We start from the raw sequence: 16,515 nt of genomic DNA, 5'->3' as shown, positions 1-16,515 counted from the left end.
CTGCGGTGGGGGGCGTCATTCGCGGGACGGCGCTCAGTAGACCGATTCCGCCTCGTCCATGCGGTCCTGCGGCACCCGCTTCAGCTCGCTCACCGCGTTCGCAAGCGGCGTCATCACGATCTCCGTGCCGCGCAGCGCCGTCATCTGGCCGAAGTCGCCGCGGTGCGCCGCCTCCACCGCGTGCCAGCCGAAGCGGGTCGCGAGCACGCGGTCGTATGCGGTGGGTGTGCCGCCGCGCTGGACGTGGCCGAGGATGACCGGCTTGGCCTCCTTGCCCAGGCGGTACTCCAGTTCGCTGGCGAGGCGGTTGCCGATGCCGACGAAGCGCTCGTGCCCGTACTGGTCGATCACGCCGCGCTCGTAGGGCATCGAGCCCTCGGCGGGGACCGCGCCCTCGGCCACGCAGATCAGGGCGAACTTCTTGTCGCGCGAGAAGCGCTCCTCGACCATCTTCACCAGGTCCGCGACCTCGAACGGCCGCTCCGGGATGCAGATTCCGTGCGCGCCCGCGGCCATGCCCGCCTCCAGGGCGATCCACCCCGCGTGGCGGCCCATCACCTCGACGACCATGACGCGCTGATGCGACTCGGCGGTCGTCTTGAGCCGGTCCATGGCTTCCGTGGCGACGCCGACGGCGGTGTCGAAGCCGAAGGTGCGGTCGGTGGCGGAGATGTCGTTGTCGATGGTCTTGGGTACGCCCACCACCGGCAGGCCCGCGTCGGCCAGCATCCGGGACGCGGTCAGCGTGCCCTCGCCGCCGATGGGGATGAGGGCGTCGAGCCCGAGGCGCTCGATCAGCTCCTCGGAGTTCTCGCACGCCTCGCGGAGCCGGTCCCGCTCCAGCCGCGCGGACCCCAGGATGGTGCCGCCGCGGGCGAGGATGCCGGCGACGTCGTTGGTCTCCAGCCTGCGGTAGCGGCCGTCGAGCAGCCCCGTGAAGCCGTCCTCGAAACCGATCACTTCGTCGTGCCGGTCGTGCACGGCCCGGTGGACGACGGAACGGATCACGGCGTTCAGACCGGGGCAGTCGCCGCCTGCCGTGAGGACTCCGATGCGCATGGGGGTTGTGTCTCCTGGGTCGGTGAGCGGCACCGCGGTTCGTACGGGCCGCTGCTGCTGCTTGATCCATGGGGTCGAGCCGAGGGCGAGTGTTTCATGTGTTGAACACACGTCGCACAGCCTGTCCGCCCTTCGGACCCTCCAGGGCTGTTCCCCCGGGCTCCCCTTTGCGCTTCCCGTGCCCGTACCGGCGAGGCCGTACGTACGGACGCGCGGGTACGGTCTGGGGCACGGAGGGGCGCCCTCGCACGCGGCTTCGAGGGGGAGGCGGGTCGGGGCGGTTCTCCCGGGAACCAACTATTCCACGGCCGGTGGCAGCGGCCGTACCGTCCCGCGACGAGAGGAAGAACACCCGTGACCCGCAGCGTGTACGTGACGGGAATCGGCCGGGGCGACGGCCGGCAGGTCGTCGAGCTGGGAGTCATGGAACTCCTGACCCGCCGGGTGGACCGCGTCGGGGTCTTCCGCCCGCTGGTGCACGACGGCCCCGACCGCCTCTACGAACTGCTGCGCAGCCGCTACCGGCTCACCCAGCCCACCGACAACGCCTTCGGCATGACGTACGAGGAGGCGGCGGCGCTCCAGGCCGGCCGCGGCGAGGACGAGCTGGTGTCGCGGCTCGTGGAGCAGTTCCACGCCGCCTCCGAGGGCTACGACGCGGTGCTCGTACTCGGCACCGACTACGCGGACACCCAGCTCCCCGCCGAGCTGGGGCTCAACGCCCGCCTGGCCAACGAGTTCGGCGCCTCGGTGCTGCCCGTCGTCTCCGGCCAGGGCCAGGACGCCGACTCCGTCGCGTCCGAAGTGCGCAACGCCCACCACGCGTTCGCCTCGCTGGGCTGCGACGTCGTGGCGACGGTGGCGAACCGTGTGCGCGGCGGCGAGCGTGCTCAGGCCGTACGGCTCCTGGAGGACCAACTCCCCGAACCGGTCTATGTGCTGCCGGAACAGCCCGCGCTCTCCGCGCCGACGGTCGCGCAGGTACGCGACAAGCTCGGCGCCGACATGCTGCTCGGCGATCCCGCCGCGCTCGCCCGCGATGTACGGGACTTCGTCTTCGGCGGCGCGCATCTCCCCGCGTTCCTGCCCGCCCTGACCGAGGGCTGCATGGTCATCACCCCGGGGGACCGTGCGGATCTGGTCGTCGGCGCCCTGGCCTCGCACGCCGCGGGCTCCCCCGCGATCGCCGGGGTCCTGCTCACCCTCGGCGAGCTGCCCGGCCCGGAGACGATGGCGCTCGCGGCACGCCTCGCGCCGGGCACGCCCGTACTCGGCGTCTCCGGCAGCTCGTTCCCCACGGCGGCCGAACTGCTGGCGCTGGAGGGCCGGTTGACGGCCGCGACGCCGCGCAAGGCCGAGGTGGCGCTGGGGCTCTTCGAACAGCACGTCGACACGGGGCAGTTGGCGGAGCGGCTCGCGGTCGTACGGGGCGAGCGCGTCACGCCGATGATGTTCGAGCACCAGCTCGTGGAGCGGGCGCGGGGCCAGCGGCGCCACATCGTCCTCCCCGAGGGCACGGAGGAGCGCGTGCTGCGCGCCGCCGAGGTCGTGCTGCGCCGCAACATCTGCGATCTGACGCTGCTGGGCGAGCACACGGCCGTGCGCAGGCGCGCCGCGGAACTCGGCGTCGATCTGACACTGCTCGGCGAGACCGAACTGCCCTCGGGCACGCAAGCGTCGGCCCGGATCGTCGACCCGCAGTCCTCGCCGCTGCGGGAGCGCTTCGCCGGTACGTACGCCGAGCTGCGCGCACACAAGGGCGTCACCTTCGAACTCGCCCACGACGTCGTCGCGGACGTCTCCTACTTCGGGACGCTGATGGTCCGCGAGGGCCTGGCCGACGGCATGGTCTCCGGCGCCGCGCACTCCACGGCGGCGACCGTGCGCCCGGCCTTCGAGGTGATCAGGACCAGCCCGGACGCCTCGATCGTCTCGTCCGTGTTCTTCATGTGCCTGGCCGACCGCGTGCTCGTCTACGGCGACTGCGCGGTCAACCCCGATCCGGACGCGGAGCAACTGGCCGACATCGCCGCCCAGTCGGCGACGACCGCCGCCCGCTTCGGCGTCGAGCCGCGCATCGCGATGCTGTCGTACTCGACGGGGACCTCAGGCTCGGGCACGGACGTCGACAAGGTGCGCGAGGCCACCGAGCTGCTGCGCAAGAGCAGGCCCGACCTGCTGGTGGAGGGGCCGATCCAGTACGACGCGGCGGTCGATCCGTCCGTCGCGGCGGCGAAGCTGCCCGGCTCGCAGGTCGCGGGCCGCGCGACCGTGCTGGTCTTCCCGGACCTCAACACCGGCAACAACACCTACAAGGCGGTGCAGCGCTCGGCGGGCGCCGTCGCCGTCGGGCCGGTCCTCCAGGGCCTGCGCAAACCCGTCAACGACCTCTCGCGGGGCGCGCTGGTCTCCGACATCATCAACACGGTCGCGATCACGGCCGTACAGGCACAGCGCGGCGGGGATATCGTCTAGCGCGCTGCCGGGGCGCGCGCCGGCCCTGCCGTACGCCCGGCCCCCGCGCAGCAGACAGCCCCCGTACGCCGTCCCTTCCGTATGTCCGGCGCCGGACGGGCGCCGGACCAGCCGGACGAACACCGGACAACCCGGACGAACACCGGACAACGCAGAAAGCCGAGCCGCCCGTGACCGCGACCCGTGTCCTCGTACTCAACTCCGGTTCCTCCTCCGTCAAATACCAGCTACTGGAGATGGCCGACGGCTCGCGGCTGGCCGCGGGCATCGTGGAGCGCATCGGCGAGAAGCAGTCGCGGATCTCGCACTCCCCGCTGGCTTCAGGAGGTGAACGCCGCGAGCGCGCCGAGGAGTTCGCGAACCACGAGGCAGCGCTGCGGGCGGTCTCACGGGAGCTGGAGACGGACGGCTACGGGCTTGAGGACCCGAGGCTCGCGGCGATCGGGCATCGGGTGGTGCACGGCGGCCAGGCGTTCACCCGGCCCACGCTCGTCGACGACGCCGTGCTCGCGGAGATCGAGCGCCTGATCCCGCTGGCGCCGCTGCACAACCCGGCGAACCTGGAGGGCATCACCACCGCGAGGACGCTCAATCCGCGGGTCCCGCAGGTCGCCGTCTTCGACACCGCTTTCCACACGACGATGCCGGAGCACGCCGCCCGCTACGCGCTCGACGCCGCCACCGCCGACGAGCACCGCGTGCGCCGCTACGGCTTCCACGGCACCTCGCACGCGTACGTCTCCCGCAAGGCCGCGGAGCTGCTGGGCAAGGACCCCTCCGAGGCGAATGTGATCGTGCTGCACCTCGGCAACGGCGCCTCGGCCTCCGCCGTTCGGGCCGGGCGCTGTGTGGACACCTCGATGGGGCTGACCCCGCTTGAGGGCCTGGTGATGGGTACCCGCTCCGGTGACGTGGACCCCGCCGTGGTCTTCCATCTCGTGCGGGTCGCGGGCATGTCGGTCGACGGGGTCGACGAGCTCCTGAACAAGCGCAGCGGACTCATGGGCCTGTGCGGCGACAACGACATGCGGGAGATCCACCGCCGCGTCGAGGAGGGGGACGAGGCGGCGAAGCTCGCCTTCGACGTCTACGTCCACCGGTTGAAGAAGTACATCGGCGCCTACTGCGCGGTGCTGGGCCGGGTCGACGCCGTGGCCTTCACCGCGGGGGTGGGCGAGAATTCCGCCCCGGTACGCCGGGCCGCGCTGGAGGGCATGGAGGGGCTCGGCCTGCGCCTCGACGACGCGAGGAACGAGGCGCGGCCGCAGGGCCCCGACTCCGGGAAGCCCAGACTGATCTCGCCCGAGGGCGCCCGCGTCGCGGTGGCCGTCGTACCGACCGACGAGGAGCTGGAGATCGCACAGCAGACCTACGCACTGGTCAGCGAGGAGGGGCCCGGTGCCCGTCGCTGACCCCGTGATCCACTTCACCCCCGATACGTTTCGCGTTTGAACAAACCGTTAGGATCGCCCTTATGCGCCGTTCCAAAATCGTCTGCACCCTGGGCCCAGCCGTCGACTCCTACGAGAAGCTGAAGACGCTGATCGAGGCCGGCATGAACGTGGCCCGCTTCAACATGAGCCACGGCAGTCAGCCCGAGCACCAGGAGCGGTACGACCGTCTCCGCAAGGCCGCGGAGGAGACCGGCCGCGCCGTCGGCGTGCTCGCGGACCTCCAGGGCCCCAAGATCCGCCTGGAGACCTTCGGCGAGGGTCCCGTCGAGCTGGTGCGCGGCGAGGAGTTCACCATCACGACCGAGGACGTCACGGGCGACAAGACGATCTGCGGCACCACGTACAAGGGCCTTCCCGGCGACGTCACCAAGGGCGACTCCGTACTGATCAACGACGGCAACGTCGCCCTCCAGGTCACCGAGGTCGACGGCCCGCGAGTGCGCACCATCGTGATCGAGGGCGGCGTGATCTCCGATCACAAGGGCATCAACCTGCCGGGCGCCGCGGTCAACGTCCCCGCCCTGTCCGGCAAGGACGTCGAGGACCTGCGCTTCGCGCTCCGCATGGGCTGCGACATGGTGGCGCTCTCCTTCGTACGGGACGCAGCCGACGTACGCGACGTGCACCGGATCATGGACGAGGTGGGCCGCCGGGTCCCCCTGATCGCCAAGGTCGAGAAGCCGCAGGCCGTGGCGAACATGGAGGACGTCGTCATGGCCTTCGACGGCGTGATGGTCGCACGCGGCGACCTGGCCGTGGAGTATCCGCTGGAGCGGGTGCCGATGGTGCAGAAGCGCCTGATCGAGATGTGCCGCCGCAACGCCAAGCCGGTGATCGTCGCGACGCAGATGATGGAGTCGATGATCACCAACTCCCGTCCCACGCGCGCCGAGGCGTCCGACGTGGCCAACGCCATCCTCGACGGCGCGGACGCGGTGATGCTCTCGGCGGAGTCGTCCGTCGGCCAGTACCCGGTGGAGACGGTCAAGACGATGTCGAAGATCGTGGAGGCCGCCGAGGAGGAGCTGCTCAGCCGCGGGCTCCAGCCCCTCGTACCAGGCAAGAAGCCCCGTACACAAGGCGGTTCGGTGGCACGCGCCGCGGCGGAGATGGCGGACTTCCTGGACGGCAAGGCGCTCGTGGCGTTCACCAAGTCCGGTGACACGGCGCGGCGGCTCTCCCGCTACCGCGCCTGCCAGCCGATCCTCGCCTTCACCACCGAGCCCGAGACGCGCAACCAGCTCACGCTGAGCTGGGGCGTGGAGACGTATGTGGTGCCGCATGTGCAGCACACCGACGAGATGGTCGAACTGGTCGACGCGGAGCTGCTGAAGCTCCAGCGCTACGACGCGGGCGACACGATGCTGATCACGGCCGGTTCGCCTCCCGGCGTCCCCGGGACCACGAACATGGTGCGGGTGCACCACCTGGGCGACACCACGAGCTGACGCGGCGCCGGCCGCCCGCGGACGCGCTCCGCGGGCGGGAGACCCGGGCGGCCGGGCCCGGCAGCCGTCGGCGCCAAGCAGCAGGGCCCGCGGCCTCGTTGAGAGGTCGCGGGCCCTGCCGTATGCGGCTCCCGGCTGAAGTCTGCTGTGTCGGCGCTTCAGTCGTTCTTGTTGCGTATGTCGTGCTCGTGCTCGTGCTTCGTGCGCGTGCTGCCGCGCGCGGCCGGCTCGTTCCGCGGACCGGACCCGGCCGGATCAGTCGATCGTCTGGTGCAGTCCGGGCACCGTGAGGTTGCCGCCGAACTGACCTGCCTGGCTCACCTCGACGTTCGTGAAGTACGCCTCGGGGATGTTGAGCGGCGGCGGGTGCTCGGGGTCGAAGACGATCGGGATCAGCCCGAACAGATTGCCCTTGAGCCGCTCGGTGTACATCGTCACCTTGCCGCCCCGGATCGTGGAGGTGGAGCCCTTGGCAGCCTGGACGTGGTAATTGGTGCCGTCCGGGCCCTTCACGATCTGGTGCAGGTCGCCTATGTCGACGCTGCTGGCGGTGAACTTCAGCGCCTGCTTCGTCCTGCCGTCCTGCGTACGGATGTTGACGACGCCCTTGTAGTCCAGGCCGTGCAGGCCGAGCGAGCTGGCCTTCAGCGTCCACGGGTCGTTGGGCAGCGTGTTCGGGGTCTGCTCGTCCTTGCCGGCGGACTTCTTCTCCTCGACGCAGGGGAACGCCTTGCCGTCCTTGCCGGCCTTGCCCTGCGCCGCCTTGTCACCCGCGGTGGGCAGCTTGTCCTTGGCGTCCTCGCCCACCTTCTCGACGCCCTCGCCGAGCTTGTCGGTGGTGTCCTTGAGACCGTCGCCGACCTTGCCGACGGCGTCCTCGACGGGCTTGCCCGCCTTGGAGGCAGTGGAGTCCGAGTCCGAAGAGGCCTTCTCCTCTTCCTGCTTGGCCTCTTCGGCCTTCTCCTCCTCGGCCTTCTCTTCCTTCTCCTCCGGGCTGAGGATGTCGCCGATCGCGTCGCCGACGCCGCCGAGGAGGCCGCCGTCGTCGTCGCCCTCGTCCTCGTCCTCATCGGGCTCGGACGGCGACGGGCTCGGCGACGGGTCCTCGGAACCGCCGCTGCCGCCGCTGCCGCCGCCGTCACCGGACGGTGAGGGGCTCGGCTCAGGCTTGGAGGAGCCCGAGCCGGAACCGGGCTTGGAGGAGCCGGAGCCGGGCTTGCCGGCCTCGTCCTGCTCCTTCTCCTTCTCGGCCTTCTCCCTCTCTGCCTTCTCCTTGGCCTGTTCGTCCGCGTTCTCGTCCTTGTCGGGCTGAGACACGCACGAGCCGCCCTTGAAGGGGTTCTTGGGCAACGGCTTGGCGCTGGCCAGTTGGGGCGTCAGCCCCATCCCCATCAGGACCGCGGACGGCATGGCGGCGAGGGCGATCGCCTTCCCCGCGGGGACATGCAGGCGGTTCAGCAGCGGCCTCCTCGGCGCCGCGTGGCGCGGCCCGATTCTTCCGCGGCCGGCGTCGGACGCTTCTTGCGCCGACGGCACCGCCTCCTCATGAACCTCGTCACCCGGCACGGTGCCTCCCGTTCCCGTGGTTCGCATCGGCTCCGGTCGACGAAGCCGTTCCAAAGACTGAAAGGTCGTCCTGGGCCGTGCCCCTCAGACGGCCGGTGTCCGAGTCCACGTCCCTGTCCGCGTCGCCGGGCGACGAGGAGTACGTGGGGCTCGAAGGTGTCCTGCGAGCGGACGCGTCGACGGCGTCCGGGGACTCGTCACCGTCGTCGCCCTCACGCTTCGCGAGGGGCTTTCCCGGCCCCCAGGACACACCCAGCGCACCGCCGATCAGTCCCAGCAGGAACCCGATCATGAAGGCGCCGACGTTCGAGACGACCAGGGAAACAAGGGACAGCAGAATCGCCGCGATACCGGCGAAGACCCGAGACTGTGGCTGGAACCACATCGTCAGCCCGAGTACGACGAGCAGGACACCGATGATCAGCGAGCCGGCGCCCGCGGTCGTCGACATCCGGATCGTCAGCGAACCCAACGTCAGGTTCTGGTACGGGATGTACATGATGGGAATGCCGGCGAGCAGCGTCAGCATTCCGCCCCAGAACGGGCGCTGTCCACGCCAGTCCCGGAACGAACTGCGCTTCTGGCCGAATCCGGTCGTCAGCCTTTGTCGCGTCTCGGCGCTCATGTCGTACAGCTCCTCGGGACTGGCACAAAGCTTGCGTTGGTGGAGCAGACCGGACGGGCGCGGGGCGGCAAGGAGCAGCCGCGCCACACCCGTCCAGTCAGTGAGTGCGCGTCAGTAGCACTCGTTCTTGCCTTTCTTCACGGCCATCTTCAGGCCGCTGAGCTTGAAAGTACCGGCGGTGGTCGCCCAGGCACGCTGCTTGACATCGGTGAATGTCGCGCTGTCGGCCTGCTGAGCGAACGAACCCGGCGCGTACTTGTCGCCCTTCGACGGGCCGGGGCCCTTCGAGGTGCTGTCCGCCGCGACGCCGATGTCGATGTTGTTGAACTGCGCGTTGGCGCCGATGTCATCAGCATCGATGTAGAGCTTCTTGGCCTCGACCGGGGCGGCGGCGTCGGCACCCGCGCCCAGCTTCATCGTCACGTCGCCGAACGCCGGTACCGGCACGACGACGGACTGGCAAAGATTCCTGATCTTCGCCTCGTTGAAGCCGACCACCGCGACGGGCTTCTTGCCGGCCTTGGTCGAGTCGACGGCTCCGTACTGGACGAAGCCCTTGCCGTCCAGACGGTCAGCGCTGACCTTGAACTGCTGGCCGGAGACGCTGAACGACGCCGCCAGCGCACCCTGCGAAAGTGCCACACCTATCGCTGCGGTTGCAGCGACACTCGGCACCATGACGACGGCGAACCGCTTCCATCTGGTCCCGCCACGAGCCAGGGACTCCATGACTTTCCTCCTTCTCGGACGTACATCTCCGGCCTGGACGAACCGCTCCTGAACGGCCCGCTCCCTGACCTGGGATGGGAGAAGTGCTACGTCCTCGGGAAGGAGAGCGCCGTCATCGACAGACGTACGGATACGTCACGTCCGAGCTGTCGGCGATCACCCCCGAGCGACAACCACTGGCCACGCTCTCGCGCAACCTGCTTTATCGGACAGGCCCTGCCGAGTTCGGCAGAGACCCCCCTGTCCGTAAGACCGGCGATGGTGCTGGATGGGGCTCAAGTCGCGTGCCGGTCTTGCCCGGTGGGGATCCAAAGCCTGCAAAGCACCGAATGGTTGCCGGGCTGCGGGCAATGGACCGAGCTTGGCCGATCGTGGTCCATCCGAAGCCTGCGCACAAGGGGGTGCGTTACCAGTGAGTAACGGCCAGATAACTGCCCGGCGGCCGATCAGCATAGGGCAGACACACAGGGTCGCCACCCCCTGGTCGCAAAGCCCGGAACCAACCGGACATCCAAGAAGAAAGCGCTCGTGGTCACTTACTACGAGTAACAGCGGCTGCGATTACCAAGTTTTGGCAAAACACAGCCGCTGATGTCGCTAAAACCACGAGTCGTGACCGGGCGTGCGCAGTCGCAAGCGTCGGTCAGAACAGCACGCGCGCCAGGGCACTACGCGCGGTGACTACCCGCGGATCCTCCGCACCAATCACCTCGAAGAGTTCGAGAAGCCGGACTCGCGCAGTCTCCCTGTCGTCTCCAGCGGACCTTTTCACCGTCTCCACGAGTCGGCCGAAGGCGTCCTCCACATGACCGCCGGCCATGTCCAGGTCCGCCGCCCGCAGTTGGGCGTCGACGTCGGAGGGACTGTCCGCGGCCTCCTTGCGCACCTGCTGTGCGTCCAAGTCCTGCACACGGCGGAGCAGTTCGGCCATGGCGAGGCCGACCCGGGCCTCGGTGCTGCCGGGGTCGTCGGACAGGACGTTCTTATACGCCTGGATCGCGCCGTTCAAGTCGCCCGAGTCCAGGGCCTGCTGAGCCGCCGCCAGCGCCGGGTCCTCCGGCTGCGCGGGCGTCCGCGCGGCCTCCTCGGCACCTTCCTCGGCTACGGCGCCCTGGAGTCCGGTGATGCCGAACCGCTCCTCGGAGACCTGGATCAACTGGTCCAGCGTCTGGCGGATCTGCGCCTCGGGGGCGGCCCCCTGGAACAGCGGCAGCGCCTGCCCGGCCACCACCGCGAACACCGCGGGGATGCCCTGGACGCCGAACTGCTGCATCAGCATCTGGTTCTTGTCGGCGTCGATCTTCGCGAGCAGCACGCGTCCGCCGTACTCCCGCGTCAGCCTTTCGAGCACTGGCGAGAGCTGCTTGCACGGCTCGCACCACTCCGCCCAGAAGTCGATGACAACGGGCACCTCCGACGAACGCTGGAGGACCTGGGCCTCGAAGTCCGCCTCGTCTACGTCTACGACCAGGCTCACGGGGGCCACGGGCCCGTCGCCCTGCTGCGAGGCGCGTGCCGCCCTGGCCTGCTCTGCCTTCTGCTTGGCCTCACCGGCCGCCTTCACCGCGGAGAGGTCGACCACTCCGCTCATGGACATGTTGCGTGGCTGCATGAGTCCAGTCTCCCCCTTTCCCGCCGTGGTGTGTGCCGCGCCGGTCCCCGACCGGTCGTGACGTGGTCGCTGCGCCTGTCGGTCGCTGCCTGTGGGTCCCGGCCCTGCGGGTGGTCGTGGTCCCGCCGTGGTGCCGGTCGTGCCGTGGATTCTGCCTTCGTGGTGTGCGCGTGGTCAGCGCGCGGGCGTGGTCGTCGCACCGGAGATCCCCGTTTCCGATACGCCCCGTAGCGTAACGCGTCCGGGGGCCGGTCGCGCAAGTCCCCTGCTCATTCCGGAACGGGCAAGCGGGGACAAGCGGTTCCCGGCGCCGACCGGGCCCTGCCCCGGGAGCCCGCCGCCGAACGGCCGGATCCGTTTGCCCGCCGCGGCAGACCGGCCGGTATGGTCTGGCGCCATGCCCTCCTCCGCCCCCTCACCTCGCCGCGCCGGCAGACCGCGCAGCGCCGAGGCCGACGCCGCGATCATGGACGCGACCCGTGAGGCGCTCGTCGAGGTGGGCTGGAGCAAGCTCACCGTGGGGCACGTCGCCGCACGGGCGGGAGTCGCCAAGACCACCCTCTACCGGCGCTGGTCCAACAAGGGCGAACTCGTCGTCAACGCCGTCGCTGCCCTCTTCGACGAGCTCGAACTGCCGGACTGCGGAAGCCTCCAGGCCGACGTCGAGTGCGTGGTGATGGCCTTCGGGGACCTGCTGGAGCGGCCCGGCACGAGCGCGTCCCTGATGGCCGTCGTCGCCGAGTCCACCCACGACCCCGTACTGCGGGAACACATCCGCGAGGCGATCGTCGAACGGCAGAAGCGGCTGGTGCTCAAGGGGCGCGAACGTGCCCAGGAGCGCGGCGAGTTGCCCCCCGACGCGGGCGACCCCGACGAGGACGCCCGGCTCGTCGACCTGATCTTCGACGTCATCGCGGGCGCGGTGGTCCACCGGACGCTGGTGAGCGCGGAGCCGGTGGACGCGGACTGGGCGGGCCGCTTCACGACACTGATCCTCCAGGGGCTCGCGGCGGCGTCCGCGTCCTGGCCTGAGAGCCCGCGCTCAGCCTGACGGCCACGCCCGGCGACGGCCGGGCGGCCGGAGGAGACCGCCGGGCCGCCGAGCCGCCGGGCCGCCGGGCCCGAACCGTCAGAAGACCGGCGGCTCCGTGTAGACGCCCCACTCGTCCCGCAGCGCGTCGCAGATCTCGCCGAGCGTGGCCTCCGCGCGCACCGCGTCCAGCATGGGCTCGATCATGTTCGCGTCGCCGCGGGCCGCGTCCATCATCCGCGCGAGGGCCGCCGATACGGCTGCCTCGTCCCGCTCCTTGCGGCGCCGGCCAAGGGCGCGTACCTGCTCGTGCTCCACCTCGTGGCTGACGCGCAGGATCTCCAGGTCGCCCGTGACCGAGGAGGTGTGGCAGTTGACGCCGACGACCTTCTTGTCCTCCTTCTCCAGCGCCCGCTGGTAGGTGAAGGCGGCCTCGGCGATCTCACCGGTGAACCAGCCGTCCTCGATGCCGCGCAGAATGCCCGAAGTGATCGGCCCGATGGGGTGGTTGCCGGCGGGGACGGCACGGCTGCCGCGCTCCTTGATCTGCTCGAAGATCTTCTCCGCGTCGGCCTCGATGCGGTCGGTCAGTGCCTCCACGTACCACGAACCGCCAAGCGGGTCCGCGACGTTGGTGACCCCGGTCTCCTCCATCAGCACCTGCTGGGTGCGCAGCGCGATCTCCGCGGCCTGCTCGCTCGGGAGGGCGAGCGTCTCGTCGAGGGCGTTGGTGTGCAGGGAGTTGGTGCCGCCGAGCACGGCCGCCAGCGCCTCGACGGCGGTGCGTACGACGTTGTTGTACGGCTGCTGCGCGGTGAGCGAGACACCCGCGGTCTGCGTGTGGAAGCGCAGCCACTGCGCCTTGTCGCTCGTCGCCCCGTACTCGTCGCGCATCCAGCGGGCCCAGATCCTGCGCGCCGCGCGGAACTTGGCGATCTCCTCGAAGAAGTCGACGTGCGCGTCGAAGAAGAAGGAGAGACCGGGAGCGAAGGTGTCGACGTCCAGGCCCCGGCTCAGGCCGAGTTCGACGTATCCGAAGCCGTCGGCGAGCGTGTACGCCAGTTCCTGGGCGGCGGTGGAACCCGCCTCCCTGATGTGGTAGCCGGAGACCGAAAGCGGCTTGTAGGCAGGGATGTTGCGGGAGCAGTGCTCCATCAGATCGCCGATCAGGCGGAGATGGGGCTCCGGCTGGAACAGCCACTCCTTCTGGGCGATGTACTCCTTGAAGATGTCCGTCTGGAGCGTGCCGTTGAGGACGCGGGGGTCGACGCCCTGCCTTTCGGCGGCCACCAGATACATGCAGAAGACGGGCACGGCCGGGCCGGAGATCGTCATCGACGTGGTGACGTCGCCGAGGGGGATGCCGGAGAAGAGCACGTCCATGTCGGCGGCGGAGTCGATGGCGACGCCGCAGTGGCCGACCTCACCGAGCGAACGCGGGTCGTCGGAGTCCCTGCCCATCAGCGTCGGCATGTCGAACGCGACGGAGAGCCCGCCGCCGCCCGACTCCAGGATCATCTTGTAGCGCTCGTTGGTCTGCTCGGCGTTGCCGAAGCCCGCGAACTGGCGGATGGTCCACGTCCGTCCGCGGTAGCCGGTGGGGTAGAGACCACGCGTGAACGGATACTCGCCGGGCCAGCCGATCCGCTCGAACCCCTCCACCGTGTCGCCGGTGCGCGGCCCGTAGACGGGCGCGACGGGGTCGCCGCTGAGCGTGGTGAAGTCGGCATCGCGCTTGTGGGCGGCGTCGTAACGGGCCTGCCAGCGGCGGCGGCCCTCTTCAATCGCGTGAGCGTCCATACGATCGAATTTACTTGGACGTCCTAGTAATTGTCGACCGATCGTTCGGTGACGGGTGTGGGAGAAGGGGCGATCGGGGCGATGAAAGCGGCAGGCGTTGTGCGCGGCGACACGGGAGAGAGGCGCGGGTACGGAACCGCCGGGCGCGAGACCCGCGTCGGGCGGGCGCCTACGCCTCGGCGGTGGCGGCCCCGGCGTCCTCCACGAGCGGTGCGACCTCACGTACGACCTTGCGCTCGACGAAGAACGCGGCGGTCGGGATCGTCCCGGACAGCAGCACCCACAGCAGCTTGCCGAACGGCCAGCGGGCCTTCTGCCCCAGGTCGAAGGCGCAGACGAGATAGATCATGTAGAGCAGGCCGTGGATCTGCGAGACCACGAAGGTCAGGTCCTCGCCCATGTCGAACCCGTACTTGAACACCATGCAGGTGCACAGCACCAGCAGCATCACGGCGGTGACGTAGGCCATCACCCGGTACCGGGTCAGTACGGACTTCTTCATGGGCACGAGCGTAACGGGCCGTTCCGTACGGCCATCCGCCGCCCCCGGGCGTACCGGGCCAGGCGAGCCGGAGGCCGGCGCCCCGGGCAGCCGGTCCTCCCGGCTAGTCCTCCGTGAAGTCCTGCGCGCGGATGCGCAGCGGCCGGAGCATCGCGAAGATCTCGCCGCACTCCTCCGCGTCGTAGGCGCTCATGCCGAAGTCCACCGCCATCAGCTCCCGGGTGGCCGCCTCGCACACCTCGCGGCCCTTGTCGGTGATGGAGGCGAGGGTGCCTCGTCCGTCCTCGGGGTTGGGGCGCTTGGCCACCAGCCCGGAACGCTGGAGCCGGTCGACGGTGTTGGTGACCGAGGTGGGGTGCACCATCAGCCGCTCGCCGATCTTCGACATCGGAAGCTCACCGGCCCGCGAGAACGTGAGCAGCACGAGCGCCTCGTATCTCGCGAAGGTCAGCCCGTACGGCTTGACCACGGCGTCGACCTGGGCCAGCAGGATCTGGTGGGCTCTCATGATCGAGGTGATCGCGGCCATGGACGGCACCGATCCCCAGCGCTGCTTCCAGAGTTCGTCGGCGCGGGCAATGGGGTCGAACGTCAGACTGAGCGGCTTCGGCACGCCGTAAACCCTAGTGGGCGCTCACATGTCGGCCATAGGCGTCTCATGCACCGGTCCACCGGCTTCAGCCGCGGAGGCGCTGCCGTCAGCCGCGCGGGCACTGTCGTCAGGGGCGCAGTCGCTGCCGTCAGCCGCGCGAGCGCTGCCTTCCGCATCGGGCGCGGCCGGGACGGCGCCCGCTGCCCGTACCGCGCCGACCGCCGCGAGCACGCATACGGTGCCGAGGCCACCGGCCGCCACGATCGCCCAGTGCGGCGGCATGAACTCGGCCGCGACGCCGCCCGCCGCCATCCCCAGGCCCTGCACGCTCATCAGCCCGGCCGTCATCACCGTCATCGCCCGCGCCCTCAACTCCTCCGGGACGGCGTCGAAGAACCAGCGGTCGAGGCCCAGCGTGTAGGCGACGCCCGTGCCCGCCACCAGCAGCGCGGCCAGCGCGAGAGGCAGTCCGGGCCGCCAGGCGAACAGCAGGAACGGCAGCAGCAGAGAGCCCGCGAGAGGCAGCACCAGGCGCTCCCGCGCCTTGGGCCTCAGCAGCGCGCCCACGGCGAGTTCGGCCGCCACACCGCCCACCGGCATCGCTGCCAGCAGCAGCCCCACGCCGACCGGGCCCGCGCCGATCGCCGCCGAGTACGGGGCGGCCAGGCCCTCCGGTACGACGACGAAGGCCGGGGGCAGCCAGTTCAGCAGAAGCAGGGCCCGGATCCGCCGGTCGGCGAAGAGGGCGCGGGTGCCGCCCGTTCTCGTCCTGCGGGCCGAACCGCGTTTCGGAGCACCTGCCGCACGGCCGTCCGCACCGCGTTCCGTACCGGAGGCCGTACCGGGGGTCCTGTCGGGGGCCGAGCCGGGGGCCGTGACCGGGGCCGGGCGCGCGGCGGGCGGGCGATTCACGGTGCCGATCCTCAACAGCGCCGCGGAGACCAGGAATCCGGCGACCGTGAGCAGCAGCGCACCGCGCGGCGGCAGCGCCAGCAACAGCAGGCCCGTGGCCGCGAACCCCGCGATCTGCGCCCCCTGCGCGGAAATCCTGATCAGCGAACGTCCCAGTACGAACGCGTCGCCCTTCAGGAAGTCGCCGAGCCCGGCAGCACGTACGCCTCCGAACAGGGGCTGTACGAAGGCCGTCAGAGCACGCAGCACCAGCAGCGCGGCGAGCGGCATGCCGGGCACCGCCATCGCCGCGACGCTCGCCGCGCAGATCAGATCGCAGCCGATCAACACCGGCCGCGCCGGGAACCGTTCGGCGACCGGAGCGAGCAGCGCGCCGCCGAGCGCCTGCGGCATGAATCCGAGGCCCATGGTGACGGCGGACATCAGGGGCGAGGCGGTCTGCGTGTACACCAGCACGGGCAGGGCGACGTGTGAGACCACACCGCCGAGCAGGGAGAACACATGGGCCGCGAAGACGAACCGGAACTCCCGCACCCGGAAGACCGCACGGTAGCCCTGAGAGGTCATGACGCAAGACTGTCGCCGCGGCGACGGGCTCTCTAGTCTTTCGGCACAGGGCGAATCACCTGCGGACAAGCAGGCTCGGGAGCCACGAGCGGGCGCGGGAGCGGGGCACGTCGTCGGCAGCCGCCGACGGCGACTCCCGTGGCG

The 16,515-nt window shown here is 70.2% G+C and carries 13 protein-coding genes; 4 read left to right on the top strand and 9 right to left on the bottom strand.

All coding sequences use genetic code 11. From position 1 onward, the window contains the following. Positions 1 to 33 precede the first annotated feature (33 nt). Positions 34 to 1,059, bottom strand: a complete 1,026-nt coding sequence (locus tag MMA15_RS20645) for an ATP-dependent 6-phosphofructokinase (RefSeq protein ID WP_241061625.1) — start codon at positions 1,057 to 1,059, stop codon at positions 34 to 36. A gap of 354 nt (positions 1,060 to 1,413) precedes the next feature. On the opposite strand from MMA15_RS20645, the gene pta reads away from it, so the two are divergent. The 3 genes from pta to pyk all read left to right on the top strand — a co-directional run bounded on the left by pta (position 1,414) and on the right by pyk (position 6,436). Then, complete coding sequence (gene pta, locus MMA15_RS20640) at positions 1,414 to 3,534, top strand: phosphate acetyltransferase (RefSeq protein ID WP_241061624.1); 2,121 nt, start codon at positions 1,414 to 1,416, stop codon at positions 3,532 to 3,534. A 170-nt stretch (positions 3,535 to 3,704) separates the two neighbouring features. Beyond that, the gene (locus MMA15_RS20635; RefSeq protein ID WP_241061623.1) at positions 3,705 to 4,946 is read left to right on the top strand and encodes an acetate kinase; all 1,242 of its coding nucleotides are present in this window, start codon (positions 3,705 to 3,707) and stop codon (positions 4,944 to 4,946) included. Between the two features lie 62 nt (positions 4,947 to 5,008). Continuing rightward, on the top strand, positions 5,009 to 6,436 hold the full coding sequence (gene pyk, locus MMA15_RS20630) for a pyruvate kinase (RefSeq protein ID WP_241061622.1): 1,428 nt from the start codon (positions 5,009 to 5,011) through the stop codon (positions 6,434 to 6,436). A 255-nt stretch (positions 6,437 to 6,691) separates the two neighbouring features. On the opposite strand, the gene MMA15_RS20625 is transcribed toward pyk, so the two are convergent. From MMA15_RS20625 to MMA15_RS20610, 4 genes are all read right to left on the bottom strand, one after another. Next, the gene (locus MMA15_RS20625; protein WP_443732556.1) at positions 6,692 to 8,002 is read right to left on the bottom strand and encodes a hypothetical protein; all 1,311 of its coding nucleotides are present in this window, start codon (positions 8,000 to 8,002) and stop codon (positions 6,692 to 6,694) included. Beyond that, positions 7,992 to 8,627 carry a DUF6114 domain-containing protein gene (locus tag MMA15_RS20620; RefSeq protein ID WP_241061620.1) on the bottom strand — a complete coding sequence of 212 codons (636 nt, stop codon included), beginning with the start codon at positions 8,625 to 8,627 and terminating at the stop codon, positions 7,992 to 7,994. Before MMA15_RS20620 ends, MMA15_RS20625 begins: the two co-directional genes overlap by 11 nt. A gap of 111 nt (positions 8,628 to 8,738) precedes the next feature. After that, positions 8,739 to 9,356, bottom strand: coding sequence for a DUF6230 family protein (locus MMA15_RS20615; RefSeq protein WP_241061619.1), 618 nt, complete (start codon positions 9,354 to 9,356; stop codon positions 8,739 to 8,741). Between the two features lie 643 nt (positions 9,357 to 9,999). Next, positions 10,000 to 10,968: a tetratricopeptide repeat protein gene (locus MMA15_RS20610; protein ID WP_241061618.1), complete on the bottom strand. Its 969-nt coding sequence runs from the start codon at positions 10,966 to 10,968 to the stop codon at positions 10,000 to 10,002. A 397-nt stretch (positions 10,969 to 11,365) separates the two neighbouring features. On the opposite strand from MMA15_RS20610, the gene MMA15_RS20605 reads away from it, so the two are divergent. Next, entirely contained in the window at positions 11,366 to 12,019 is a 654-nt protein-coding gene (locus MMA15_RS20605) for a TetR/AcrR family transcriptional regulator (RefSeq protein WP_241061617.1), read from the top strand. A 78-nt stretch (positions 12,020 to 12,097) separates the two neighbouring features. Here MMA15_RS20605 and icmA read toward each other — a convergent pair whose 3' ends face one another. From icmA to MMA15_RS20585, 4 genes are all read right to left on the bottom strand, one after another. Further along, positions 12,098 to 13,798, bottom strand: a complete 1,701-nt coding sequence (icmA, locus tag MMA15_RS20600; RefSeq protein ID WP_241061616.1) for a coenzyme B12-dependent isobutyryl-CoA mutase large subunit — start codon at positions 13,796 to 13,798, stop codon at positions 12,098 to 12,100. Between the two features lie 169 nt (positions 13,799 to 13,967). After that, entirely contained in the window at positions 13,968 to 14,300 is a 333-nt protein-coding gene (locus MMA15_RS20595) for a DUF3817 domain-containing protein (RefSeq protein ID WP_241061615.1), read from the bottom strand. Positions 14,301 to 14,403: 103 nt separating this feature from the next. Further along, a complete protein-coding gene (locus MMA15_RS20590) occupies positions 14,404 to 14,913 on the bottom strand; it encodes a MarR family winged helix-turn-helix transcriptional regulator (protein ID WP_241061614.1) in 510 nt (169 codons plus the stop codon). Between the two features lie 21 nt (positions 14,914 to 14,934). Further along, positions 14,935 to 16,371: an MFS transporter gene (locus MMA15_RS20585; protein ID WP_241061613.1), complete on the bottom strand. Its 1,437-nt coding sequence runs from the start codon at positions 16,369 to 16,371 to the stop codon at positions 14,935 to 14,937. Positions 16,372 to 16,515 lie beyond the last annotated feature (144 nt).

Source organism: Streptomyces marispadix, from assembly GCF_022524345.1.
GTDB classification, from domain to species: Bacteria; Actinomycetota; Actinomycetes; order Streptomycetales; family Streptomycetaceae; genus Streptomyces; species Streptomyces marispadix.
The sequence above is the reverse complement of the archived record's forward strand: the minus strand, read 5'-3'. Positions and strand labels throughout refer to the sequence as shown.